Here is a 24,682-nt window from a genome sequence, read left to right as displayed (position 1 = left end):
CCGGCCGACCCCCTCGCGCGTGCTGGCTTCGCGGCCGCCGATGGCGGCCGCTCGCAGGCACGCGCCACCGCACAACAGCTCCGATTCGGTCGGATGTCGGCTACTCGAACTCCGGTTCGCGCTTCGCTAAGAACGCCTCCATCCCCTCGCGCTGGTCGTGCGTGCCGAACAGGCCGGCCCACGCCCGGCGCTCCAAGGCGAGCCCGGTCGCCGCCGACCCCTCGCCGGCCGCGTTGAGCGCCTCCTTCGCGGCGCGCAGCGCGGTCGCGGGCTTCGCGGCCAGCTCGCCGGCCAGCTCGTCGATCCGGTCGTCGAACTCGGCGTCGGCGACGACCTCGCCGACGAACCCGACCTCGGCCGCCTCCTCGGCGTCGATCCGCTCGCCGAGGAAGATCAGCCGGCGCGCGACCTCGTCGCCGACGAGCGCCGGGAGCCGCTGGGTACCGCCCCAGCCCGGGATGATCCCGAGGTCGATCTCCGTCTGTCCGAGGACCGCGCTCTCGGCGGCGACCCGCATGTCACAGGCCAAGGCGAGCTCGCAGCCCCCGCCGAAGGCGTAGCCGTCGACCGCGGCGACCGTCGGCGCGGGGAACGTCTCGATCGCGTCCGCGACGCGGTGGCCGAGTTCCGCGTACGCCTGCGCCTCGGGCGTCGAGAGGTCGACCATGTGCGAGATGTCCGCGCCCGCGACGAACGCCTCGTCGCCCGCGCCGGCGATCACGAGGACGCGCGCGTCGCGGTCGGCGGCCTCGTCGAGCGCGTCCTCGATCGCTTCGAGCGTCTCGGCGGTGAGCGCGTTGAGCTGTTCCGGTCGGTCGACGGTGATCGTCGCGACGCCGCGGTCGTCGACGTCGAACTCGATCGTGTCCCGTGTCATACGGGCCCGTCGCGGGGCGGCGTGAAAACGGTTCGGCAGGCGGATCCCGCAGGTCGATGACGTCGATGCCGGAGGAAGGCGAACTCCAGTTCTTCGACCCGGGGACCGACGAGAGGGTGTCGAAAGGCGAGCGGGTCGAAACGTACGAGGCCTGGGGCGAGTACCCCGAGAGTCTGCGGACCGGTTCTTCCTCCTCCCTCGGAGTCGCGCCGAGTTACAACACCGCCCTACCTGTTCTGGTGAAGCGGTTCGCGGTGGAGAACTTCGCTCTCGTTGAAGACGACGACGGCCATCCCTGGCTCCGAGTCGACCGTGACGCTCGTCTCGTCACCGGCGGTCACCTCGTCAGCGTCGGCGTCCCAGGAGCGCAGTCCGTCGGTCGCGGGCTCGACGACCACGTCGAGGCGGTCAGCGTCGAGTGCGTCACCGCCGGCGTGGGTAAACGTCACGACGCCTCCCTCGCCGTCGTCAGCCGATTCGTACGCGACCTCGAACGTCGCCTCCGGGGGAATCACGTGTTCGGTCACGGTTCGGGTCTCGTCGCCGGCGGTCCACTCGACGGTGATCGTTGTGCCGCTGGACAGCTCACCGAGCGACAGCGTCTCCCCACCGGTCAGTCGGTCCGTCTCGTCAGTGGGCTGGTCGTCGGCGGGCTCACCGTCGATCAGCACCCGGAAAGCGTCGGCGTCGCGGCGGACCTCGCCGACGTAACGGAGCGTCGTCCCCGATCCGTCGCTACCCGGGCCACCGTCATCAACGGCGAATCCGCGGCGGGGTGCCGCCGAGAAGTGACCGACGGAGCTGGTCGCCGACCCGTTCTCGAACTCGGTGTGAACGCTGACGACCACGGTGTCGTCGAGCCCCACGTCGTCGACCGTGACCGTGTCCCCCGTGCTTAGTTCGTCGTGCTCGGCAGCGAACGCCGACTCCTGATCCGCTTCTCGGCCTCGGAACTCACCGACGCCGTTCACCGACACGCGCAGTCGCTCGGGATCGGCGGGCTGTTCGCCGACGTACTCGATCGTCATCGCCTCGGCGTCGGCATCGTAGGTCGCCGCGACCGCGTCGCGTGCCGTGGTCGTACCGCCGATGTGGTGTTCGCGGTCGCCGCCGGTCCACACGAGTCGGACCCGAGAGAGCGGCGGTACTTGGACAGTGAACGAGTCGTCCGGACCGAACTCGTCGAGCTTGTCCGCCGGCTGGACGTCGGCCGGGGTGCGACCGACCTGGAGCTCCAACTCAGACGCGGGAAGGGTCCGGCCGCCTCGGTGCTGGACCGTAATCTCGCCGGCGTCTGGATCGTACTCGATCGACGCACGCGTGTTCGGAACGACCTCGTGTTCGGCGATGACGACCGGCTCGTCCGGCTCGCGCCACTCGACCGCGACCGTACTCCCCAGCGGAAGTTCACCGAGAACCAGGTCCTCGTCGCCTGAGAGCGTGTCGTACTCGTCGGCGAACTGTTTGTCGGTTGGCTCGCCGTCGACGAGGGTCACGAACGCGTCAGCGGGACGGGACTCCTCGCCGTCGTACCTGACCGTGGTCCCCTCCTCGGCGTGCGAGTGGATCCAAACGCGCGGGGGGCGGGCACGGTAATAGACGAGCGAGGCGCCGCCCATCGGTTGCGCAACGTCGAACTCCAGCTGTACGCTGTCGCCGATCGACACGTCCGTGACCCTGACCGTGTCGTCGGGTTCGAGCGTTCCGTCGGTGAACTCCTCGCCGACTGTTCGGACGCCATCCTCGCCGCGGTGGACCAGCCGAAGGCTGCTCGCGTCGGCAGCGCGCTCGGCCTCGTAGGTGAGTTCCAACGTCTCGGCGCTCATGTCGTACTCGACGGAAAACGCCTCGCGGTCGACCTGTTCGCGAGCGTACGTGTCGTAGACGTTCTCGTCCGGGTCGAACCACCGCAGCATGACGGTCGCGATCAGTCCGGTCTCGACGGTGATCTCGTCACCCGCCGCGAATTCCTCGCCGTCGAGGACCGCGTCGCTGACCTCCTCGCCGTCGTGCCACACCTCCAGCTCGTCGGCCGGCACCGCCTCGCCTTCGACGTGCTCGAACGTCACGGTGCCGGCGGCGCGGTCAAACTGCGAGCGGACGTGGGCGTCCAGCGACGCCTCACGATCGATCTCTGGCGGAGCCTCGACGACGGCGTCGACGAGCACGACGCCCTCGGTACGCGTGATGTCCATCTCGACGGGGTCGGCGGGATCGATAGTCCGGACGAGTCGCCTGACGGTCTCGTCGGCGAGCTCGTCGTTATCCGCAGCCGGACGGATTACGTATGCGTTCTCCGCCGTTCCGTCGATGTCCCTGAGATCGTTTGGGTCGGTCTCGAAGCCGGCGGCGAACGCGTCCACGTCGTCGGGAACCGACAGCGGAAACGGACCGCCGGCCGCGTCGGGAGCCAGAAGCACTGTTTCGAATCCACCGAGCCGGGGGAGGGCAGCCGTCCCCAGGGAGGATTCCGCGAAGCGGTCGACCTCGTCGACGGCTGCGCGGCCGGCAGCGCGAGCGGCCTCGATTCGGCGCTCACTGCTGTCGGCTCCCGACGAACCGGAGCGACCGCGAGGACGCGGCGAATACCCACCGCCGGTCGCGGCGGCCGCCACGCCCTCACCGGTGGTCAACGCGGCCTCATCTGTCTCGGAGAGTCGCCAGCCCGCAGGGAGATCGTCCGTCGTCTCGACGTCGTCGGGGAGGTCGTCGTTCGACGCGGCGTCCCCCTCGCCGACCGCGATCGTCTCGCCGCGGTCGAGGCGATCGAACCCGCCAGCTGCCGTCACCAGTTGGGTCCCACGCTCGGACGGGGTGATTGCGACGGTCGCAGCCAACTCGTCGACCTCGATGTCGAGCCGCTCGGCCACAGACCGAGCGCGATAGCTCAGGTCCTCTTCCGTGTCGGCGTCGACGCGCTCCGCGAGGACCATCGCGTACGTCGTTGAAAGGGCCTCTCCCACCGGAACGGGGAGGAATGCGTCGGCGAACGAGCCCGAGATATCGACGGCAAGATCTCGCGGCCGATCAGCGATACGCGGGTCCGTTTCGGGGGCGAGAACACCTGTTAGCGCTGCGAGCGTCAGGGCGCTTCCTCCGAGGAAGCGGCGACGGGAGGGCCGTACCATACCCGAGCATACCGGCACTGCGTATAAAAACGGTCGATGAATCAAAGCCTCGTTGTAGTCTCCGCGTGTCGGCCGCTCCCGTTGTGCCATCGCCGGCCGTCAGCGTCGCTCTCTGCGGGAGGACGGATCGTTCACACCTCTTCGCGGCTGTCGATCCCGGTGTAAATGAACCACGCGGTCGTGTACACGCCGACGAACAGCAGGTAGCCGACGATCAGTCCCCCGAGCTGTCGGCTCGCGAGCCCGCCGGGGAGCGTCCGCGAGAGGAGCCAGAGGGCGAACGCGAAGACGACGAGCGAGAACAGCCCCGAGATGGCGTACACGCCGAGGTCCGAAGTGAGACGTTCGCGCACGCCCTCACCAACGCGTTCCCGTTACATACCCCCATCGGTCGCGCGGCGGGGCGCCGCGTTACGTCGTCCGACGCCACCCGACCGCCGCCGTCCGCCCCCAACCGACCGCCGCCATCCGCCCTCAACCGACCGCGACCGCTCCCGACGACCCCCGACCGCTCCCGACGAACCCCGACCGCTCCGTTGCGCGGATTGCAACCCCTATATGCCCCCGGCCACACGTGAAGGTATGAACGGGAACCGGTTCGGCCGACTCTTCCAGCTGACGACCTACGGCGAGAGCCACGGCGACGCGATGGGCGTCACCGTCTCCGGCGTGCCCGCGGGCGTCGAGCTCGACGAGGAGGCCATTCAGGCGCAGCTCGACCGGCGTAAGCCGGGCCAGTCGATGATCACCACCTCGCGGGGCGAGCCCGACGAGGTCGTCGTCAACTCCGGCGTCCAGGACGGCTACACCACCGGCACGCCGATCGGCATGGTGATCCAGAACAAGGACGCGCGCTCGGGGAAGTACGAGCCGTACGTCACGGCGCCGCGCCCCTCGCACGGCGACTACACCTACTCGGCGAAGTTCGGCACGCGCAACTGGGGCGGCGGCGGGCGCTCCTCCGCGCGCGAGACGGTGAACTGGGTCGCGGCCGGCGCGGTCGCCGAACAGGTCCTCGACGCCTCCGACCACGACGTGGAGATCAAAGCGCACGTCAACCGGATCGGCGACGTCGAGGCCGACCCGGTGAGCTTCGAGCAGCTCCTCGCGAACAGCGAGGAGAACGACGTGCGCTGCGCCGACCCGGACGCGGCCGCCGAGATGCAGGAGCTGATCGAGGAGTACCAGGAGAAGGGCGACTCCATCGGCGGCTCCATCTACTTCGAGTGTCGCGGCGTCCCGCGCGGGCTCGGCGCGCCGCGCTTCGACGGCTTCCCGAGCCGGCTCGGACAGGCGATGTTCTCCATCCCGGCGACGACGGGCGTCGAGTTCGGGCTGGGAAAAGACGCCGTCGACGTGACTGGCAGCGAGCGCAACGAGGACTGGACGTTCGACGACGGCGAGTCGTTCGACCACGTCGAGAGCGAGGAGGGCGACCCCGTCCCCGAGGGGAACGACCACGGCGGCCTTCAGGGCGGAATCACCACGGGCGAACCGATCTACGGCGAGGCGACGTGGCACGCGCCCACCTCGATCCCGAAGAAGCAGCGCTCCGCCGACTGGGAGACGGGCGAGGAGAAGGAGATCCAGGTCGTCGGCCGCCACGACCCCGTCCTCCCGCCGCGGGCGGTCCCCGTCGTCGAGGCGATGCTGTACTGCACCGTCCTCGACTTCATGCTGCTCGCCGGCCGGATCAACCCCGACCGCGTCGACGGGAACCCGGGACAGTACGACACCGAGTACCACCCGAGCAGCCCGGAGAACGAGTAACGGGCGACCACTCGCAGCCCCGCCGTTCTACTCCCCCGGCGACCACTCGCAGGCGTTCCCCGCGCTGAGGTCCTGCTCGTCGGCGTGCGCCGAGAGGCACGCGTAGTTACAGAAGCACGTCGGCGAGCCGCAGCCGTCGTCGCGGCCGCGCACGGGGATCGGGTCGTGATCGGAGATCCGCGAGCCGCAGTACGCGCAGGTCTCGTCGGCGTCGGCCGTCGAAACGGTCGCGGGTACGTCCGGAGGCACCGCGCGCCTCGTTGAAGAGGTGTCGCGGGGGCGCGCGGCTCACACCACGACGACCGCGTCGACGACGACGAGCAGCACGAACCCGACGAGGAACGCGCCGGTCGCGGCGTCGGCGTGGCCGTGCCCGTGCGATGAGGGGATCAGCTCCCGGAAGACCACCGCGAGCATGGCCCCCGCCGCGAACCCGGACGAGATCGGGAACAGCCCCGCGGCGACCGAGACGAGCAGGAAGCCGAAGAGAGACGCGACGACCTGCGGGACCACCCCCGAGAGGGTCGTGTACCAGAGGACGCGAGCGTTCGGCATCCCGGTGTCGGCCATCGGGACGGCGAAGGCGAACCCGTCGGGCACGTTCTGGAGCCCGATGACGACCGCGAGCAGCAGCGCGACCTCCTCCAGCCCGGAGGCGAACGCGACCCCGATGGCCAGCCCCTCCGGGGCGTTGTGGAGGGTGATCGCGCCGCCGATGAGCAGCGCCTTCCGGAGGGTCACCTCGCGGGCGGCGTCGGCTTCGGCGGTCGCCGCGGCGTCTGCGTCCGAGGTGAACTCCGACGCCGCGTGACCGGCGTCCCCGGCCGAGTCGGCGCCGCTCCCGAGCGACGGGTCGTCCGCGGTCATCCCGAGCCCCTCGTCGCTCGTCGGCATCGACTCGACGTCGTCGCCGGTGGCGCCGCCCTCGGGGAGCCACTCGCGGTACTGCGCGTGGAGGTGCGGGATCGCGTAGTTCCCGCCGAGCAGCGCGACGCCGCCGAGGAACACGCCGGTCATCACCGCCGTGAGCGTCCCCGCCTCCAGTCCGGGGATGATCAGGCCGAAGACGCTGGCGGCGACCATCAGCCCCGCGGCGAGCCCGAGCGCCGCGTCGTAGACGCGGTGGGTGACGCGGGAGCGGAAGAACACCGGCAGCGCCCCCAGTCCCGTCGCGAGCCCCGCGACGGTGGTGATAGTCAAGAGCCCCGACAGCGTTGTCATGGACGCGGATTCCGGGGCCGGGGACATAAATGCGGCCGGCCGGGTCGCGGCCCGGCCGGCCGCGTGTGCGGCTACCGGCCGCACGAGGGGCTACCGGACCGCGATCCCGCGGAGGTCCCGTCCGTACGCCGCGACCGCGAGGACGAGCGTCACGAGCGCGCTTGCGGGGAGAACGGCAAACCAGCCGGCGGTCGCGCCGACGCCGAACCGAACGCCCAGCCCCGCGGCCACCCACAGCGTCGCGGCCGCCGCGAGGACGAGGAGGCCGCCCGTGACCCGGCGGTCCTCGCGGCCGAGCGCGACGCCGCTCGTGGCGCTGCCGGCCGCGAGCAGGTGGAAGCCGAGCGCGAGCGGCCACGCCCGGATCGACGGGGGGAGCGTCGCGAACGGCCGCGGCTGGTCGAGGAAGTACGCCCACACGGGGTAGCCGCCGAGCCCGCTCCCGTCGCCGCCGAGCGTCACGAACCCCCACAGGCTCACCAGCGTCGGGGCGTCGTCGCCGCCCGGAACGACCGCCATCGGGACCGCGAGCAGCGCGACGACGAGGAGCCACTCGACGCGGCCGCTGATCGACGGGGATTCCGACCGCGAGGCGGGCGGCGGCGTCGGTTCCGCCGCCGGGCGGGAAGCGCCGTCCGGTTCCTCCATGGGAGCGCTTCGACGCCCGCGAGTAAGTATGGTCGGGACCTCGCGGACGCCGGGAGGCTTTTACATCCCACCGCGAGAACCACCGCTCATGCCAGCCCTCCGCTCGATCCGTCCGGCCGTCGGTAGCGTCGCGAGAAACCCCGTCCTCATCGCCGTGTCGGCGCTGTTCGCGCTCGCACAGCTCCCAGACCTGATCGTGGGGCCGACGGCGAACCCGGAGCTGTCCGCGGCGGTGTCCGCGCTGACGTTCGGAGCCCTGATCCTCGTCGCTCCCCTCTTCCAAGGCGGCCTGCTCGCGATGGCGGACGAAGCGCTCGACGGGACGACGCGCCTCGCGACGCTCGTCGCGGGGGGGAAGGAACACTATCTCCCGCTGCTGGTCGCGTACCTCGCGCTGCTCGGGGTGAGCCTTGCGTTCGGCTTCCTCGCGTTCTTCGGCGCCCTCCTCGGGATCGCCGGCAGCGTCGCGAGCGAGCCCGCCGGGTTCCTCGTCGTCCCCGCCGAGGACGTCACGCTCCTCGCGGTGCTGGCGATCATCGTCGTCGGCCTGTGCGCCGCGTACCTGCTCGTCACCTTCTTCCTCCAGTTTTACGCCCACGCGATCGTCGTCGACGGCGCCGAACTCGTCGCCGGGTTCCGCCGCAGCGTCCGCGTCGTGCGGTCGAACCTCGGAGCCGCGTTCCTCTACACGGTCCTCCTGGCCGCCGGCGGCGCGGTGTTCGGCCTCCTCGTCGCCGCCGCGTCGCTGTCGCTCGCACCGCCGCCGGGGATCGAAACCGTCCCGGCGTGGGTACCGACCGTCGAGGTCGGCACGCTCGGGGCCCTCGGCGTCGGGATCGGGGTGATCGCGGGCACCGGCGTCCTCGGCGCGCTGTGGGTGACCTACTCCGTGGCGTTCTACCGCGCCTGCTCGGACCGGACGCCCGCGGCGGGGCGTCAAGCGTAACTCGCCGCCCGCCGTACGGACCGTGTGAACACCGACGACGGCGGCCACCACGACGCGGCGGTCGACGCGCTGGCGACCCGGGAGTACGAGCGCGCCGGGGACCGCTACACCCGCGGCGGGCGACGCGTGCTCGCCGACCCGCGCCCCGAACTCGACCCGTTCGAACCGGACGAGAAGGGGTGGGTCGGACAGGGGCTTCAGCAGCTGCTCGCCGCGACGGTCGCTTACCGGGTCGCCGGCGTCGACGAGCGCGCGGGCCGACGCGCGGCGGAGGGGATCGCCGCCGCCCGCGACTTCGAGTCAGTCCTCTCGACACCGGGACAGGCCGCCTGCCTCGGCGAGTTCGTGGCCGACTTCCGAGTCGCGGGCGGGCTCGGCGGCGCCGACGGAGCGTACGACGACGCCGCGGAGCGGTACGCCGCCGCGGGCGAGGAGATCGACTCCCCGCAGGCGCTCGCGACGACCCCCCTCTTCGGGGCCGCGGCCGCGACGATCAAGCAGGTCGCGCGGGGGCAGGCGGACGGCGAGATCGCGATCAAGTGGGAGGACCTCCACGGGAGCGACCCGAGCCGGGCCGGCGAGTTCCTCGCCCACCGCGCCCGATTCAAGAAGCGACGGTTTCCCGGGCTGGTCGAGCGCGCGGTCGACGACGCCCACTTCGCCGCGCCGCGGGGGACGACGGAGTACAACAACGACGGCCACCAGTGTCCGCACTGCGGGTCGAACCACGTGAACTGGGCCGGGACCGGGATCCTCTGTCTGCGGTGCTCGCGGCCGACCGAGAGCATTTAATTCTCGGCGTCGAACCGGTCGATCGATGTCGCCCTCCATCCCCTTCGTCGGCGGCGCGGAGCGACCGGCCTCGGCGGACGGCCCCGGCGCGCACGGCTCCGACCGGGGGCTCCGCGTCCGGATGGTCGTCGCGACCGCGCTGGTGATCGCGCTCCCGTTCGCGTTCGTGTACGCGTTCGTCTTCCTGATCAACGCGGTCGGCCTGCCCCTGTTGGAGTGGGCGAACGAGCGCCCGTACACCGGCGAGGTGTACGTCGACCCCGTCCTCCTCGCGGTCGTCGTCCTCGGCGGGCTGGCCGCTCAGTACCGGTACGGCCCCCGGACCGTGCTGCGGTCGGTCGGCGCGCGGCGCGTCTCACCCGACGAGTACCCAGAGCTCCACGCCGCGGTGACGCGGCTGGCCGCGCAGGCCGACCTGCCCGCGCCGGACGTGGCGGTCAAGCACACCGACTTGCCGAACGCGTTCGCGGTCGGGACGCCGAACGACGGGACCGTCGTCGTCACGTCCGGGCTCCTCGACCGGCTCGACGACGCCGAACTGGACGCCGTCCTCGCCCACGAGCTGTCGCACCTCGCGAACCGCGACGCGAGCCTGATGACGGTGGCGTGGGTGCTCCCGACGGTCACCTACTACGTCGCGATCGCCGCGTTCTACGTCCTCTACGGCCTGTACAACCTCCTCCGGTTCGGCGGGGGAGGCGGGGGCGACCGCGACGGCCGGGCGCTCGCCGTCGGCCTCGTGGTGATCACCGTCAGCGCGCTCCTCACGCTCACCGTCTCCGCGATGTTCTGGTTCGGGAGCGTGCTGATCCACCGCGTCCTCTCGCGGTACCGCGAGTACGCCGCCGACCGCGGCGCGGCGGAGATCACCGGCTCGCCCGCCGCGCTGGCGAGCGCGCTCCGGACCGTCGACGAGGCGATGCCCGAGGTGCCCGACCGGGACCTCCGCGAACTCGACGGCGGCGCCGAGGCGCTGTACCTCGCTCCCCTCGAAGCCCGCGCGTTCGGCGACGAGGAGCTCGTCAGCACGGACGTGTTCCCGGAGACGCATCCCCCGACCGGAGAGCGGATCGCCCGGCTCCGCCGGCTTGCGGGTGAGGAGGCGTGACGGGTGACGACGGACGGCGCGGACGGCCGGCCGCCGCTCGACGCCGGTTCCTCGCGGGCGCGGCGACCGCGCTCGCGGCGGTGACCGCCGGCTGCGGCTACGTCCCCGGCGGGGGCGACCTCGCGTGGGAGGCCACGCTCCGGGCCGGCGGGCTGGCGTTCGGCGGCGACGTCTGGCACCGCGCGACGGCTGACCGACTGGTCACCGTCGAGAACCGGTCCGGGCGCAGCTACGACTTCGAGGCGGAGGTCTGGCGCGACGTCTCGAACGCGGCGGTCTCCGTCCTCACCCCGGACGGGACCGTCCGGAGCGTCGGCGAGACGGAGCGACAGGTCGTCGGCGAACCTGCGGTCGCGGACGACGCCGCGTTCCTCCCGGTTGAACGGGGTCGAGTGACGGCGGTCGACCTCTCAGACGGGGGAACCCTGGCGGCGACCGACCCGTCCGGAGGCGGCGAGACGACGGGGAGATCGACCGACGACCCGGTCCGTTGGCGGGTCGACGCCGGGTCGCTCCTCGCGGCCGAACCCGGCGGCGACGGGACGGACGGGTCCGAAGACGGCGAAACGGCCGACGGGGGGCACGGGCCCGGCCCGACCCTGCGAGGCGTCCGTGCGGGCGACGCGCTCGCGCTCGCGGTCGGACCGAGCGGGATCGCGGTCGTCGACGCAGAGACGGGCGATCCGTCGTTCGCGGTCCCGGACCTGTGGACCGGCGAGAGCGTCGGGGCGGTCGCCGACCCGATGTCGCGCGTCGCGGTCGACGGCGAGACCGTGTGGGCGCTCGCTCCCGAAGACGCGGCTGTCGGTGGCGACCGGGCGGCGATCGTCGGATACGATCGAGGCGGTGGTCGGATCGCCGAGCGCGCGGTCGCCGGCACCCACGAGTGGCTGGTCGCCGTCGACGGGACCGTCGCGGTCGGGGCTCCGGACGCGTCGTTCACCGGGTACGACCGGACCCTCGACAGTCGGTTCGCGCTCGACGCGCGCGCTCCGAGCGCCCGCCCGACCGCGGTCCCGTCCGGAGCGGGCCGGCTCTACTACTCGCGGGGGCAGACGCTGACCGCGGTCGACTTCACCGCGGGCGAGGTCGCGTTCGAGCGGTCGAACCTCCCCCCGGACCACCTCGCCGCCGACGCGACCGGCGCGTACCTCACGGAGAACGGAGGCGGCTTCAACGGTGAGACGGACGCGCGGATGGTCGCAGTCGGCGCCGACGGATCGGTGGAGTGGGAGGCGCCGTTTCCGGACGGGGTCGAGCCGGAGGAGGTGTTCGCGTTCGGCGGGCGGCTGGTCGCCCTCGACGGCGACACGGCGTACGGGTTCCGCGCGACGCCGGGCGAGCGGTGGTCGCCGCTCGGGTAGCGACGAGATCGGTCGAGCGGGCCGACCTCGGCGCCCTCAGCCCAGCAGGCTCTCGCCGTCGAACTCGGCGTCGACGTCGACGTCCAGCAGGTCGAGGACCGTCGGCGTCACGTCGAAGAGATTCGCGTCGGCGAGGTCGAGGTCGGGATCGGTCGAGTACAAAAGCGAGTTCTCGAACTTGTGCATCCCGTTGCGGGGGCCCTCGGTGAAGACGGCCTCTTTCCCGCCGAACCCGGACTTGAGGTCGAACCCGTCCGCGGGGATGACGACGAGGTCGGGGGCGATGTCGTCGTGGTCGCCGTCGAAGACGGTCTCGCCTTTCACGATCCGCTTGCACACCCGCCGGCCGTCGGGGCCGGTGAGCGATTCGAGGTCGTCGATGAGCTCCTCGCGCGTCGCCTCGTACTCGGATTCGGGGACGACGCCCTCCGGTTCGCGGCCCTCGAGGTTGAGGTAGAAGCGGCCGGGGATGAGCGAGTACGCGCGCGTGTCGCCGTCGATGTCGGTCAGCGAGTCGTGGTCGTCGTCCGCGTAGGAGAGCCACCCCTCGTCGGCGAGGAACTGGTTGAAGTTCACCTCCCAGTTCAGCTCGGTGAACCCGTGGTCGGAGGCGACGATCAGCGTGGTGTCGTCGTCGAGCGAGTCGCGGATCTCGCCGATGTACCCGTCGAGCCGTCGGTAGAACTCGAGGAACTCGTCGGCGTACTCGCCGTCGGTCGCGTAGTCGCCGAAGAGGAAGTGGTTCACTCGGTCGGTGCTCATGAAGACGCCGAAGAAGAGGTCCCAGTCGTCCTGTGCGAGGTAGTGGTCGAACGCCTCGTAGCGGGCGTCGAGCGTCGCGTTCGCGTTCTCGATGAACTCGGTCTTGTCGTCGTCGTGGCCGAGCTTGGCGTTGACGTCGATCTTGTAGTCGAAGCCGTCGAGCGTCTCCCGGACCGACTCGTCGCTCGACGCCGACTCCAGGTCGGGCGAGAGGAAGCCGGAGACCATCCGCTGGATCCGCGTCGACGGCGGGAACGTGACGGGGACGTTAAGCACGGTCGCGTCGCGGCCGGCGTCGGTGACGCGGTCCCACAGGCGCGTCGCCTCCACGTGGCGCCCGAGCGGGACGTACGTCTCGTAGGAGTCGCGCTCGCGGTCCTGAAAGCCGTACACGCCCGTGGCGCCGGGGTTCACGCCGGTCGTGAGGCTCGGCCAGCACGCGCTCGACTCTGGCGGCACAATGCTCTCGAGGCGGCCCCCGGAGCCGGTCTCGGCGATCTCGGTCAGGTTCTCGAAGACCTCGGGGTGGTCCTCGACGAGGTCGAGCGGTACGCCGTCGATCCCGAGGAAGACGACGCGCTCGTCGTCGTCGCCGCGGAGCCGGTCGAACAGACCCATGTCCGGTGATTCCGGGGCGGCCGGCATATCCCTTGTGTTCCGCGAAACGGCGGTGGAGAGCGGTCTCCGGTCGGCACCCCCTCCGGGCGACCGCGATTCAGAAAGCCTATTCGTCTCGGCGGCGACAGCTACGGCGTATGAGCGACGACTTCCCGGCGAGCGTCGACGTCGATTACGCCGACGGCGAGGGGGAGACCCCCGACGACTACCCGTCGATCCAGCACAAAATCGAGAAGGCGGTCGAGGTCACTCGCCGCGGGCTCGAACAGTACGACAACCCCGCGGTGATGTGGACGGGCGGGAAAGACTCCACGCTGACGCTGTACTTCATCAATCAGGTCGCCGAGGAGTACGGCTACGAGAAGCCGACCGCCGTCTTCATCGACCACTTCCAGCACTTCGACGACATCACCGACTTCGTCGAGCACTGGGCCGACGAGTGGGACATCGACCTCGTGTACGCCCGCAACGAGGACGTCGGCGACTACGTCGAGGAACACGGCCTCGAACCGGGCGACGACATCCCCGTCGACGCGCTCTCGGAGCACAACCAGCACCACATCCGGGAGATCCTGGAGTTCGAGGAGGACTCGTTCCCGTTCCTCTTGGACACCTACGTCGGGAACCACCTGCTGAAGACGGTCGCGCTCAACGACGCCCTCGAGGAGTACGACATCGACGGCGTCATCTCCGGCGTCCGCTGGGACGAGCAGGAGGCGCGCGCCGACGAGACGTTCTTCTCGCCGCGCCACGACCCCGATCTGTTCCCGCCGCACGACCGCATCCAGCCCATCCTCCAGTTCGCGGAGGCCGACGTGTGGGACGCCTTCTGGAACTTCGTCGTGCCGGACACCGTCGAGGCGTTCCCCGACGAGGGGTACATCCCGCAGGCCGACGACGACCTGCCCGAGGGGGTCACCCGAGAGGACGTGCCGATCTCGCCGAAGTACTTCGCCGGGTTCCGCTCGCTCGGCAGCGAAGTCAGTACGGAGAAGACGACCGAGGAGCCCGCGTGGCTCCAGAACCTCGAGGACACGACCGAGCGCGCCGGCCGCGCCCAGGACAAGGAGGACCTGATGGAGCGCCTGCGCGACCTCGGCTACATGTAACCGCGCGAGCGGCGCGCGGTCCGCCGACCCACGATCTTCTCTTCGATCTGAGCCCCGCGCTGTCGAGACTCCCACAGGGCAGAACTACCTCTTCGTTCGGTTTTAACTGGCAGATCGGCGGCATGTTATTGGACATATCGAACATCTTCGCGTCGGGGTGCGTTCTCGAAATTCGACTCTCCACATTTGCGACTGCCAGCTGATTCAGCCCACAGTACGCGTTTGTGCGGATACAATCACGACGGACGGCGGCCCGAACGAGCGACAGTAGAATTGTTCTAACCACACATTTTTGGTCGTGTCGCACGTTACTGTGTATCGAGTCCCGAAGCCGGTCGGAGGCGTCGAGGGCCGGCTGACCGGATGCCCGAGAGATGACTGACCGAACGCCCGCCCGACGGAAGAGCGCGTATCGCCACGGCAACCGCCCGCATCGCGAACCGCACACGTCCCTCAGATGATACGGCCGTTCCTCACCGGAATCAAGGAGAACCTCATCTACGTCGTCGTCGCCTCGCTGGTCGCCGGGCTGGCCTTCGGCCAGGTCGCGGGCTCGGGGACGAAAGCGCTCCTGCGAGCCGCGGTCGTCCCGATCCTGTTCCTGATGATCTACCCGATGATGATCAACATCGACCTTCGGGAAGTGATCAACGTCCGCGACCACGCCGGTCCAGTGGGGTTGAGCCTGCTGATCAACTTCGGCGCAGCGCCGCTGTTCGCGGTCGCCCTCTCGCGGGGCTTCTTCGGCGGATCCGTCGAGTACGCCGTCGGTCTGTACTTCATCGCGCTCATCCCGACTTCCGGGATGACCGCCGCGTGGACGGGCCTCGCCGACGGCGACCTCGAGGCGGCGCTGGTCGCGATGGCGGTCAACCTCTTGGCGGCGATCGTGATCCTCCCGGCGTACCTCTCCGTGCTCGTGCCGGCCGACATCGGGTTCGACCCCCCGGCGCTGTACCGACAGCTCGCGCAGGTGGTGATCGTCCCGATGGCCGCCGGGACGGCCACTCGATGGCTGTTGCTCCGCCGGTATTCCACAGCTGGTTTCAAGCGCCTGAAGCCGCTGTTCGGCGGACTGTCGTCGCTCGGCGTGATGCTGATCGTGTTCGTCGCGATGACGATGCGGTCCGGGCAGATCCTCGCGGACCCCGTCGCGTCGGCGGTGACGGTCGTCCCGCTGGTGGTGTTTTACGCGGCGGTCCTCGGCGTCGCCGCGGCCGCCGGACGGACGCTGCTCGACCCGCGACGGGGCGTCGCGCTCGTGTACGCGACCAGCATGCGAAACCTGTCGATCGCGCTGGCGATCGTCGTCGCCGGGGACGCGGTGCCCTCCGGGGCGGTGTTACCGATCGCGCTGGCGTACGTCATCCAGCCCCCACTCGGCGCGGTCTACATGCATTACCGGCGCGACGTCGTCGGTGAGGGACTGTCCCTCCGCGAAGCGATCGCGGAGATCGTCTGAACGGGCGGGCGCCTCGCCGCCGCGGTTCCACACCGAACGGGCGCAACCGGCTCTCGTCTGATCGACATCGATAGTGTGTGTATAGTACATTACACACAAAGTAATTTGGCCGTAGTGCGCCTCGGTAGACACATGAGCGTAACGTTCGCAGTGATCGATGCGTCGGTGGGGGAGACGCCCGCGGAGTCGAACCTCCGTCGGGAGCTCGACGGGGAGGTCGTCGTGTACAAGGCGAGCGAGGGCGAGTTCCCGCCGTCGGTGTCGGCGTCCGAATGGCGGTTCGACGGCGTCGTCATCAGCGGGTCGCAGACCTCGGCGTACGACGACCGCGACTGGATCCACGAGCTGACGGAGTGGATCCGTCGGGTCCATCGGGCGGACGTCCCGACGCTGGGCATCTGCTGGGGACACCAGTTCCTCGCGCAGGCGCTGGGCGGGCGCGTCGTCGACATGGCGGAGTACGAACTCGGGTACGAGCGGGTCGTGCGCCTCGGCGACGACCCGCTGTTCGAGGGGCTCCCGGAGCGGTTCGTCAGCTTCGAGACGCACTCCGACCGCGTCGCCGAACTTCCCCCGGGCGCGGCGACCCTCGCACGCAACGGCCACGGCGTCCAAGCCTTCCGCATCGGCAGTAGCTACGGGATACAGTTCCACCCGGAGTACGACCGCGAGACGGCGGTCTGGGTGACAGAGGGGAAGGACCTTCCGGACGATCGGAAGCGCTCCGTGCTGGACGGGATCACCGACGAATCCGTCGAGGCGGCGCGGGCGAGCAAGCAGATATTCGAGAACTTCCGGCGCCTCGCCGAGCGCCACCAGCCGGTCCGCCGGGCGGGCCCGATCCCTCCTCGGACGAGGTGACCGCCGAACCTCGCGACGGGCCGGAGTCGCGACGGATGAGCGGCACGGCACGGTAGTCTTGTGTAGAATTGTGTTCTTTCCAAACTACTAACTCTGACGCGCCGGATAAGATCGTCCGCGTCGAAGATGAGCCTGCGAGACCGAGCGAGCGAACTCGTGGACGGGGTGCGGTCGGTGACGGCCGGTGAGCGAACGAAGCGACTCGTCGAGAGGGTCCGACGGGTACGCGACGGGGAGTCGTGGTTCGACAAGCGGGGGCTCGACACGATCCGTCGGCGGCCGGTTGACGATGACTCGATCGAACGACGGCGACGCTGGCAGCGCTTCCTCGGCGTCGCCTTCGTCGGGTTGCTCGCGGCCGCGTTTTGGTACCCGCTCGTCGCGGGGGTCGGCGTCGTCGGCTGCGCCGCCGCGGCGGTCGGCGTCGGCGCCGTCCGCGGCCGGTTCTACTGTAATCACCTCTGTCCGCGTAGCGGGATGCTCGACGGCTACGTCCGCCTGTTCAGCCGTGGCAGACGGACACCGGACTGGTTCAAGCATCCGCTGACCCGCGCGGCCGTGGCCCTGACGGCGTTCGGACTCTTGGGGACGGGACTCCACGCCGCGTGGCGGCAGGGCGGGTCGCTCGGCGTGCCCTTCCTGACGATGCTCGGCGTCAGCACGCTCGTCGCGGTCGGCCTCGGGGTTGCCTATCACCAGCGGGCCTGGTGTCAGATCTGCCCGGCCGGGACGCTCTCGCACGCCGTCCACCGCGTCGCGGAGGCGCTCGGCCGCGACTCGGCGCCGCGCGTCGAGGTCGACGCGGACGCCTGCGTGAGCTGCGGTCGCTGCGGGACGGTCTGCCGACAGGAGATCCGTCCGGGGCAGTACGCCGAGGGCGAGGTCACGGACCACGGCGACGTGTTCTCGCCGGGCGGTCTCGAGGGGTCGACCCGCGAGGTCGACGGCGTCGTCGATCACGCCGACTGCCTCCAGTGCGCCGCCTGCGTCGAGGAGTGTCCGACGGACGCGCTGTCGCTCGACGAAGAGTAGCCGACCGCGACCCGACGGCCCGCCTTCATCGCCCAGCCGGGAATGTGTGGAACCTACACAACGAGGCCGCGCTGGTGCCGGTCGCGTCGATCGTCGGCGAGTTGGAAGGGGGCGTCGAGGAGTACAGAACCGGTCGTCGAGAGCGCTTCGGGGCCGGAAATCATCGTCGGCGGACCGATGCGGGTCGACTCTCGCACGCCCAGCGGGCGCAACGCATAAGGTAGTATAGTGCGTTTGTTACAATACAGATGTCTGGTGTCGCGATCATCGGCGGCGGACCGACGGGACTGAACGCGGCCATCTACACGGCCCGCGCGGACAAGCGAACGCTCGTGTTTGACGACGGGGGCGGGACGACCCGAGACGTGGACACCATGGAGAACGTCTACGGGTTCCCGGAGGGCGTCACCGGTCCGGAGCTCGTCGATCTGGGGCGGGAACACGCCCGGAAGTACGGGGCCGAGATCGTCGAGGAGGAAGTCGTTCGGATCGAGCCGGAGGGCGAGCGGTACCGCGTCGAGACGACGGTCGACGAGTACGTCGTCGACGGCGTCGTCATCGCGACGGGCGCGGACTACGAGCGGCCGGCCATCGCGGACGTCGAGGCGTACGAGGGCCACGGCGTCTCCTACTGCGTCGAGTGCGACGCGTACTTCTACCGCGACAGTCCCGTCGCGGTCGTCGGCAACGACAACTACGCCGCGACGGAGGCGCTGATGCTGCTCGATTACACCGACGACGTCCGAATCCTCACCAACGGGTCGTCGTTCGAGGCCGGCGAGGAGCTCAAAGAGCGGGTCGACGACGCCGGGATCCCTGTCATCACCGACGACCTCGACCGGCTCACGGGCGAAGAGGTCCTCGAGGCCGTCGTGACGAAGGCGGGAGACGAGATTCCGGTCGACGGACTCTTCGTCGCGTTGGGTACCGCCGGTGGCACCGACCTCGCGGAGATGCTCGGCGTCCCCGTCGACGGCGACGACATCGTCACCGACCCCGACCAGTCGACGCCGGTCGACCGGGTGTACGCGGCGGGCGACGTCACCGGCGGCCACCAGCAGATCGCGACCTCCGTCGGCGAGGGCGCCCGCGCGGCAATCAACCTGCTCGAGGAGCTCCGCGGCGCCGATTACATCGACTACAAGAAGCTGGACTCGCAGCCGGCCTGACCGGCTTACTCGCCGAGAGGTGGCCCGGGCCCATCGACTCTGTGTCCCCAGCGGTGTGGGGGCAGACGGGGGTTCCGAGCCGACGCTCGGATCAGCGGATCAGCGGTCGTCAGACGCCTCCCCGACAGACGCGGTGAACCCGACCTCGCGCAGTCGCTCCGCGAGCGGGAGGCCGATCCCCGACGCCGGTGTCAACACGCCGCCGTCGAAGGGAGAGTTGACCTCGTCGTGGGCCAGAGAAACGGCCGACTCGCCAAGCATCCGCGCGGTCGCGCCGTATCCCGGGTCGCGGTCGGTGCCGAACTCGGCCTCGACGGTGAAGGGACCGTCAGCGCCCGTGCCGCGCCCGAGAAGTCGGATCAGGAAGCTCCCGGCTTCCGCTTCCTCCCGCGTCGGCCCCTCGCCGGGGTCGGGGAAGACGTGCCGTCGGAGCGCCGAGCGCAGCGGACCGACGGACATGGCGGCCGTGAACGCCCCGAGACCGCCGGCGACGAGGCCCGCCGTCGCAGCGCCCCGCAGCCCGGTCCCGGTCGGGACGACCTCGGTACACCGGAACTCGCGCCCCCACGGGTAGCCGAGGAGCGCGTTGCTCCGGCGCACCACGCGCTCGTTCACCGGCGCCATCGGCGAGGGAGCGCTCCACCCGCCTCGAAGCGCGTCTCGCTGCGGCCAGCGCTGTTCGCCGGGGTCGACGCCGCTCCGCTCGCCGCGCGGCGCCAGCGAGTAGGGGTTCCGGAGCGTCTCCCGGGCGAGCGGGTCGGTCGCGGCCGCCTCGAACAGCTCGCCGAAGCTCGCCAGCGTGCCGCCGCTGACGCTTCCGCTGCCGCCGTCGAGGTAGATCCGGACCGTCTCACAGGGCGCGCCGTAGCTCTTCCTCGCGAACGACTGGACGAGCAGCGTGCCGAGGTCGGCGGGGACGGAGTCGAACCCGCAGCCGTGGACGATCCGGGCGCCGGACTCGACCGCGGCCTCGTGGAACCGGTCTATCGTCTCGCGCACCCAGTTTACCTCGCCGGTGAGATCGCAGTAGTCGGTGCCGGCCTCGACGCAGGCCTCGACCAGCGGCGTCCCGAGTCGGGTGTACGGACCGACCGTCGTACAGACGACGCGCGTCTCCCGAGCGATCGCCCGCAGGCTCTCGGGGTCGGTCGCGTCGCCGACGGCGACGGGCACGTCGTTCCACGCGTCGCTGCGGCTTGCGAGGTCGTCGGCGAGCGCGTCGAGTTTCTCTCGATTCCGCCCGCCGACAGCCAGCGAGAGCTCTTCGGGCGCGTACCGCTCGGTGAGGTACTCGGCCGTGAACCGCCCGGCGACCCCGGTCGCGCCCCACACCACGACGTCGTGCGTCGGATCGGCGTCCATCATTCGAGCGTGGCTACGAGGCGCCGACGGTAAACTGGTTGGGGGCAGGGTCGGTCAAGCGGGCAAACGAGCGCGAACGGGGAAGACGACGGCGACGCCGATCCCGCGTGACGCGCTACCTCTTTACATACACAGCCGCAATAACGGATATGCCAGTCGGCACTCGGTTGTCACTACAGCTCGCGGACTTCGGGACCCGATCGCTCGTCACGCACGCGCTCATGGCGGTGGGGTTCGTGGGAGCGGTCGTCTCGGGGCTGTTCGTCGAGGGACAGGTCGGCACCGTCTCGATGGCGGCGTTCATCAACTTCACGGCCGGGCTGTGGATCTGTCAGTCGATCCACTCGCTCGGGAACGCCGCCACCGACGACGAGTACCAGGGCGTCCTCAAGGAGATCCTCAATCGTGTCTAACGAACCCGGATTCGACACCGGCCGCTTCGGGCGAATCTTAGCGCTCGTCGGCTTCGTCACGACCGTCTTCCTGTTCCTCACCGCGCAGCGGCTGTCCGGTGACGCCTTCCAGATCGGCGCCGTCGCCATCGGGATGGTGGGGCTGGTCACCGCGATCATCGGCTTCCTCGTCGCCGCCGGCAGCGCGGTCGACGCGTCCTGACCCACGCCGTCGCCGGACCGCGTTCTACCCTACTCGTACGGCTCGCACACCAGCTCGACGCCCTCCTCGAAGCTGATTTCCGGCTCCCAGCCGGTGGCCTCGTGGAACTGCGAGTAGTCGGCCATCGTGTCGTGGACGTAGCCGTCGAACGGGCACTCGATGTACTCGGGGTCGATGTCCGTCCCGAGCGCGTCGTTGATCATCGCGACCATCTCGTTGAACGAGTACGCCTCCTGCGTGCCGACGTTGTACACGCCCGTCAGCTCGTGATCGGCCGCGAGCTCGCAGGCGCGGGCCACGTCAGAGACGTGGGTGAAGTCGCGGGTCTGGGTGCCGTCGCCGAACAGTTCGGGCGACTCGCCGTTCGCGATCTTGTCCGCGAACTGTGCGATCGTGTTCGCGTACTCGCCCTTGTGCTCTTCGTTGCCGCCGAACCCCTGGTACACCGAGAAAAAGCGGAGGCCGGCCATCGCCATGTCGTGGTGGTTCGCGTAGTACTCGGCGTAGCGCTCGCGGGCGAGCTTCGAGGCCTCGTAGGCGGTGCGCGCCTCCACCTCCATGTCGACCGGCGAGGGCTCGGTGCGGCTCCCGTAGATGGAGGAGGTGGAGGCGTACACGACGGTTTCACATCCTTCCTTGCGGGCGCGCTCGACGGTGTTGACGAACCCCTCGACGTTGACGCGGCAGCCGCGCTGGGGGTCGCTCTCGTGCATGTTCCGCGAGGAGAGCGCGGCGAGGTGGAACACGACGTCGACGTCGACGGGGAACTCGCCGTCGACGACGGAGGCCTCGACGAACTCCACGTCGTCGTCGAGGTTCTCGGGCGTGCCGAGGTATCCGTCGTCGACCGCGATCACGTCGTTGTCGCTTGCGAGGCGGTTCGCGAGGTTCGAGCCGATGAACCCGGCTCCGCCCGTGACGAGGACGCGTTTGTCCTGCATATTTCGTTCTCGTCGGGGCATCGGGATTATCGTGTCGGTTTCGGCGGGAGTTTTTCGCTGAAATCTGTTCCGGCGCGATCACGCCGGATCGAGAATCGCGTCGCGCAGCGGCGGGAACGCCTCCAGTTTCGCTCGGCCGACCAGCGCGTAGAGGTACGCCTCAAGCCGCTCGCGCCACATCGGCCGGTCGCGGCCGCCGCCGAATCCGACCGCCACGACCTGGAGGTCCTCGACCGCGCGGCCGATCTGCGTGACGAGCAGCGGGGACGGGTCGCTCCCGACGACCGACTGATACATCGCGTGCGCCCGGCGCTTCGCGGCGAGCGCGTGGCCCGAGTCGAACCCGTCGTCGTCCGGTTCGACGACGAGCCGGTCGACCGCGGTCTCGTGGGCCCGCCGACGCGCCAATCCGATCGAGACCGCGACGGTCCGCAGCGCGAGCAGGTCCGCGTCGATCGGCGTCCGCCACGGCACGGGCGCGGTCGACCCGAGACACCACTGGGCCAGCCGCGAGTGCGCGAACTCCCACGGCCCGTACCGGTCGACCTCCCCGATGTACCGGGCTCGCGCGTCCTCGCGGGACGGGTACTCGGGGAGGGCGGCGCGGAAGCGCTCGGCGGCCGTCCGCAACGCCTCCGCGTGCGGGTCCGTGTCGCTCCCGAGGCGGTCGAAAAGGATGTCGCGATACCGCTCCGCGGTCATCGCGTCGACCTCGCCCCGGAGCAGCGCGGCCGTCACCTCACCCGCGGCTTCCGGGTCGATCGCGTCGGCGGAGGCGTCGCTTTGGCCCCCGGAGTCGGCGTTCTGCCCCGAGTCGGTGTCGTCCGGGAGCGCGCGGGCCGCCAGCGCGCTCGCCGACTGCACCTCGCCCTCGATGCGGACGTACCACCCGAGGTCGCGGGCGGGGTCCGTCGTCGGATACGGGCGCAGGTCGGTCGCCACCGACTCCGCGCGTTCCGTCAGCGCGGTCGCCCGGTCCCGGACGTCGGTCGGGTCGATCGCGTCCTGCTCGGCGCGGGCGTACCCCAGCGCTTCGCCCGCGAACTGGAGGCCGTACCGCGCGCGGAACAGGGCTGTGTCGTGGTCGCCCTCGTCGAGCGCCTCGCGGGCGTCCTCGAGCCAGCCGCCGGCATCCGTCGTGATCGGCGCGCCCTCGTCGTCGACGTCGCCGATCGCGTCCCACCGACGCCGGCTCTCGGCGACCGTCTCCGCGAGCGTCTCGACGGCCGCACGGGCGTGCGCCTCGGTCACCGGCGGCCGCCAGAGCGTGTCGACCTCCGGCGGGGTCGGGTAGTACTTCGTCGCCGCGTCCGTGATCGGGTCCGGCAGCGCCGTCGGCTCCGTCGCGCCGACGACCGCGGTGCCGCCGGCGAGCGCTGCGACGCCGCCGCCGAGCGTCGCCAAGACCGTCCGTCTGCTGACCGATGAGGGGTCGGGGACCATGCGCGAGGCTGCGGGTTTCGATCGGTAAAAGCCTTGGAGCGATTCGGTTCGGGCCGCCGTCCCGAACCGTCTTTGCGGTGGGCGGCGACGACCGTGGTATGTTCGGAACCAGCGGCGTTCGCGGTCCCGTCGGCGAGGATGTGACGGCCGCCCTCGCGCTCGACGTGGGGCGCGCGCTCGCGACGGACGGCGCGGAGACGGTCGTGGTGGGGCGCGACGCCCGCGACAGCGGCCGGATGCTCACGCGGGCGCTCACAGCGGGGCTCACCGAGTGCGGCGCGGACGTGATCGACGTCGGCGTCGAGGCGACGCCCACGGTGGCGCGGGCGGTCGATCGCGAGGGCGCGGACGCCGGCGTCGTCGTCACCGCATCGCACAACCCGGCGCCCGACAACGGGATCAAGCTGTGGCGAAGCGACGGGCGGGCGTTCGGCGAGGAGCGCAACGATCGGATTACCGACATCGTCGAGGCGGAAAGCTTCGACCTCGCGGCGGCCGACGCGATAGGAACGGTCGAAGAGCACGACGTGATCGCGGGCGGCGACGCCCGACGACGCCACGAGCGCGCGCTCCGTGAGTCGGTCTCGCTCCCGGACGACCTCTCGGTGGTCGTCGACCTCGGCAACGGCGTCGGGCGCGTCACCGCCGACGCGCTCCACGCGGCCGGCTGTGACGTGGAGACGCTCAACGGCCAGCGCGACGGGCGGTTCCCCGGGCGGCCCAGCGAGCCGACCGCGGCAAACTGCGAGACCGCCTGCGAGGTCGTCGCGACGACCGACGCCGACCTCGGGGTCGTCCACGATGGCGACGCCGACCGCATGATGGCGATCGACGAGCGCGGGCGGTTCGTCGCCGGCGACGCGCTGCTCGCGCTGTTCGCCCGCCGCGAGGCCGGCGACGGGGACCGCGTCGCGGTCCCGGTGGACACGAGCCTCCTCGTCGCCGACGCACTCGCCGACGTGGGGGCCGAGGTGACGTACACGCCGGTCGGCGACGCGTACGTCGCCGCCGAGGCCGCCAAGCCGGGGGTCGCCTTCGGCGGCGAGCCCAGCGGCGCGTGGATCTGGCCCGAGCGGACGCTCTGTCCCGACGGGCCGCTCGCGGCGTGCGTCCTGACCGCCCTCGTCGGCGCCGAGGGGTCGCTCGCCGCGCTCGTCGACGACCTCCCCGACTACCCGATCCGCCGGGACTCGATACGGACGGACGCGAAGCGGGCGACCGTCGAGCGCGTCGCGGAACTGGCCGGCGAGGAGTTCGACGACGTCTCGACGCTCGACGGGATCCGCGTCGGGACGGACGCGGGCTGGTTCCTCGTGCGCGCGAGCGGCACCGAGCCGCTGGTGCGGATCACCGCGGAGGCGCGCGACGAGGGCGACGCGGAGGGGCTGTTCGAGACGGCGCGGGAACTGGTCGAGCGGGCTGCCGCGAATCTCGACTGACGACCCACATCGATG

General features: G+C 70.6%; 23 protein-coding genes. 13 read left to right on the top strand and 10 right to left on the bottom strand.

Annotated elements, in window-relative coordinates:
* Positions 1–100 precede the first annotated feature (100 nt).
* The 3 genes from C466_RS10805 to C466_RS10795 all read right to left on the bottom strand — a co-directional run bounded on the left by C466_RS10805 (position 101) and on the right by C466_RS10795 (position 4,358).
* The gene (locus C466_RS10805) at positions 101–877 is read right to left on the bottom strand and encodes an enoyl-CoA hydratase/isomerase family protein (protein ID WP_004596057.1); all 777 of its coding nucleotides are present in this window, start codon (positions 875–877) and stop codon (positions 101–103) included.
* 227 nt (positions 878–1,104) lie between these two features.
* On the bottom strand, positions 1,105–3,810 hold the full coding sequence (locus tag C466_RS10800) for a hypothetical protein (protein ID WP_004596059.1): 2,706 nt from the start codon (positions 3,808–3,810) through the stop codon (positions 1,105–1,107).
* A 326-nt stretch (positions 3,811–4,136) separates the two neighbouring features.
* The gene (locus C466_RS10795; RefSeq protein WP_004596061.1) at positions 4,137–4,358 is read right to left on the bottom strand and encodes a hypothetical protein; all 222 of its coding nucleotides are present in this window, start codon (positions 4,356–4,358) and stop codon (positions 4,137–4,139) included.
* Between the two features lie 229 nt (positions 4,359–4,587).
* Between C466_RS10795 and aroC the strand changes: the two genes are divergently transcribed.
* Positions 4,588–5,775 (top strand): chorismate synthase, encoded by a 1,188-nt coding sequence (gene aroC / locus C466_RS10790; protein ID WP_004596063.1) that lies wholly within the window; start codon positions 4,588–4,590, stop codon positions 5,773–5,775.
* A 27-nt stretch (positions 5,776–5,802) separates the two neighbouring features.
* Here aroC and C466_RS10785 read toward each other — a convergent pair whose 3' ends face one another.
* From C466_RS10785 to C466_RS10775, 3 genes are all read right to left on the bottom strand, one after another.
* Positions 5,803–6,024 carry a hypothetical protein gene (locus C466_RS10785; protein ID WP_004596065.1) on the bottom strand — a complete coding sequence of 74 codons (222 nt, stop codon included), beginning with the start codon at positions 6,022–6,024 and terminating at the stop codon, positions 5,803–5,805.
* Between the two features lie 39 nt (positions 6,025–6,063).
* Entirely contained in the window at positions 6,064–6,996 is a 933-nt protein-coding gene (locus tag C466_RS10780; RefSeq protein ID WP_004596067.1) for a ZIP family metal transporter, read from the bottom strand.
* 90 nt (positions 6,997–7,086) lie between these two features.
* Positions 7,087–7,644, bottom strand: a complete 558-nt coding sequence (locus tag C466_RS10775; RefSeq protein WP_004596069.1) for a TIGR04206 family protein — start codon at positions 7,642–7,644, stop codon at positions 7,087–7,089.
* A gap of 88 nt (positions 7,645–7,732) precedes the next feature.
* Here C466_RS10775 and C466_RS10770 point away from each other — a divergent pair, with 88 nt between their 5' ends.
* Genes C466_RS10770 through C466_RS10755 form a run of 4 tightly spaced genes read left to right on the top strand, consistent with a single transcriptional unit; the run spans position 7,733 to position 11,854 of the window.
* A complete protein-coding gene (locus tag C466_RS10770) occupies positions 7,733–8,590 on the top strand; it encodes a DUF7847 domain-containing protein (protein ID WP_004596071.1) in 858 nt (285 codons plus the stop codon).
* A 24-nt stretch (positions 8,591–8,614) separates the two neighbouring features.
* Positions 8,615–9,382 (top strand): hypothetical protein, encoded by a 768-nt coding sequence (locus tag C466_RS10765; protein ID WP_004596073.1) that lies wholly within the window; start codon positions 8,615–8,617, stop codon positions 9,380–9,382.
* Positions 9,383–9,407: 25 nt separating this feature from the next.
* Positions 9,408–10,490, top strand: coding sequence for a M48 family metalloprotease (locus C466_RS10760; protein ID WP_004596075.1), 1,083 nt, complete (start codon positions 9,408–9,410; stop codon positions 10,488–10,490).
* The gene (locus tag C466_RS10755) at positions 10,487–11,854 is read left to right on the top strand and encodes a hypothetical protein (RefSeq protein WP_004596077.1); all 1,368 of its coding nucleotides are present in this window, start codon (positions 10,487–10,489) and stop codon (positions 11,852–11,854) included. The genes C466_RS10760 and C466_RS10755 overlap by 4 nt, the downstream gene beginning before the upstream one ends.
* A 36-nt stretch (positions 11,855–11,890) precedes the next feature.
* Here the strand turns inward: C466_RS10755 and C466_RS10750 are convergent, their stop codons facing one another.
* Positions 11,891–13,234 carry an alkaline phosphatase family protein gene (locus C466_RS10750; RefSeq protein WP_004596079.1) on the bottom strand — a complete coding sequence of 448 codons (1,344 nt, stop codon included), beginning with the start codon at positions 13,232–13,234 and terminating at the stop codon, positions 11,891–11,893.
* A 137-nt stretch (positions 13,235–13,371) separates the two neighbouring features.
* On the opposite strand from C466_RS10750, the gene C466_RS10745 reads away from it, so the two are divergent.
* The 5 genes from C466_RS10745 to C466_RS10725 all read left to right on the top strand — a co-directional run bounded on the left by C466_RS10745 (position 13,372) and on the right by C466_RS10725 (position 18,867).
* On the top strand, positions 13,372–14,343 hold the full coding sequence (locus tag C466_RS10745; protein ID WP_004596082.1) for a phosphoadenosine phosphosulfate reductase family protein: 972 nt from the start codon (positions 13,372–13,374) through the stop codon (positions 14,341–14,343).
* 457 nt (positions 14,344–14,800) lie between these two features.
* Positions 14,801–15,805: an arsenic resistance protein gene (locus C466_RS10740; RefSeq protein WP_004596084.1), complete on the top strand. Its 1,005-nt coding sequence runs from the start codon at positions 14,801–14,803 to the stop codon at positions 15,803–15,805.
* A 132-nt stretch (positions 15,806–15,937) separates the two neighbouring features.
* Positions 15,938–16,666, top strand: coding sequence for a type 1 glutamine amidotransferase (locus tag C466_RS10735; protein ID WP_049908347.1), 729 nt, complete (start codon positions 15,938–15,940; stop codon positions 16,664–16,666).
* A gap of 126 nt (positions 16,667–16,792) precedes the next feature.
* Positions 16,793–17,698 carry a 4Fe-4S binding protein gene (locus C466_RS10730; protein WP_004596088.1) on the top strand — a complete coding sequence of 302 codons (906 nt, stop codon included), beginning with the start codon at positions 16,793–16,795 and terminating at the stop codon, positions 17,696–17,698.
* Positions 17,699–17,946: 248 nt separating this feature from the next.
* Positions 17,947–18,867: an NAD(P)/FAD-dependent oxidoreductase gene (locus C466_RS10725; protein ID WP_004596090.1), complete on the top strand. Its 921-nt coding sequence runs from the start codon at positions 17,947–17,949 to the stop codon at positions 18,865–18,867.
* 99 nt (positions 18,868–18,966) lie between these two features.
* Here C466_RS10725 and C466_RS10720 read toward each other — a convergent pair whose 3' ends face one another.
* The gene (locus C466_RS10720) at positions 18,967–20,232 is read right to left on the bottom strand and encodes a saccharopine dehydrogenase family protein (RefSeq protein ID WP_049908348.1); all 1,266 of its coding nucleotides are present in this window, start codon (positions 20,230–20,232) and stop codon (positions 18,967–18,969) included.
* 146 nt (positions 20,233–20,378) lie between these two features.
* On the opposite strand from C466_RS10720, the gene C466_RS10715 reads away from it, so the two are divergent.
* Together C466_RS10715 and C466_RS10710 are read left to right on the top strand one after the other, a co-directional pair.
* Positions 20,379–20,642, top strand: a complete 264-nt coding sequence (locus C466_RS10715; RefSeq protein ID WP_049902166.1) for a hypothetical protein — start codon at positions 20,379–20,381, stop codon at positions 20,640–20,642.
* Positions 20,635–20,844: a hypothetical protein gene (locus C466_RS10710; protein WP_049908349.1), complete on the top strand. Its 210-nt coding sequence runs from the start codon at positions 20,635–20,637 to the stop codon at positions 20,842–20,844. Before C466_RS10715 ends, C466_RS10710 begins: the two co-directional genes overlap by 8 nt.
* A gap of 29 nt (positions 20,845–20,873) precedes the next feature.
* On the opposite strand, the gene C466_RS10705 is transcribed toward C466_RS10710, so the two are convergent.
* Entirely contained in the window at positions 20,874–21,785 is a 912-nt protein-coding gene (locus C466_RS10705) for an NAD-dependent epimerase/dehydratase family protein (RefSeq protein ID WP_004596094.1), read from the bottom strand.
* Positions 21,786–21,863: 78 nt separating this feature from the next.
* Positions 21,864–23,228, bottom strand: coding sequence for a hypothetical protein (locus tag C466_RS10700; protein WP_004596098.1), 1,365 nt, complete (start codon positions 23,226–23,228; stop codon positions 21,864–21,866).
* A gap of 98 nt (positions 23,229–23,326) precedes the next feature.
* Between C466_RS10700 and glmM the strand changes: the two genes are divergently transcribed.
* Positions 23,327–24,667 (top strand): phosphoglucosamine mutase, encoded by a 1,341-nt coding sequence (gene glmM, locus C466_RS10695; protein WP_004596099.1) that lies wholly within the window; start codon positions 23,327–23,329, stop codon positions 24,665–24,667.
* Positions 24,668–24,682 lie beyond the last annotated feature (15 nt).

The organism is Halorubrum distributum JCM 10118, from assembly GCF_000337335.1.
GTDB lineage: Archaea > Halobacteriota > Halobacteria > Halobacteriales > Haloferacaceae > Halorubrum > Halorubrum distributum.
This window is presented reverse-complemented; position numbering and strand designations above follow the sequence as displayed.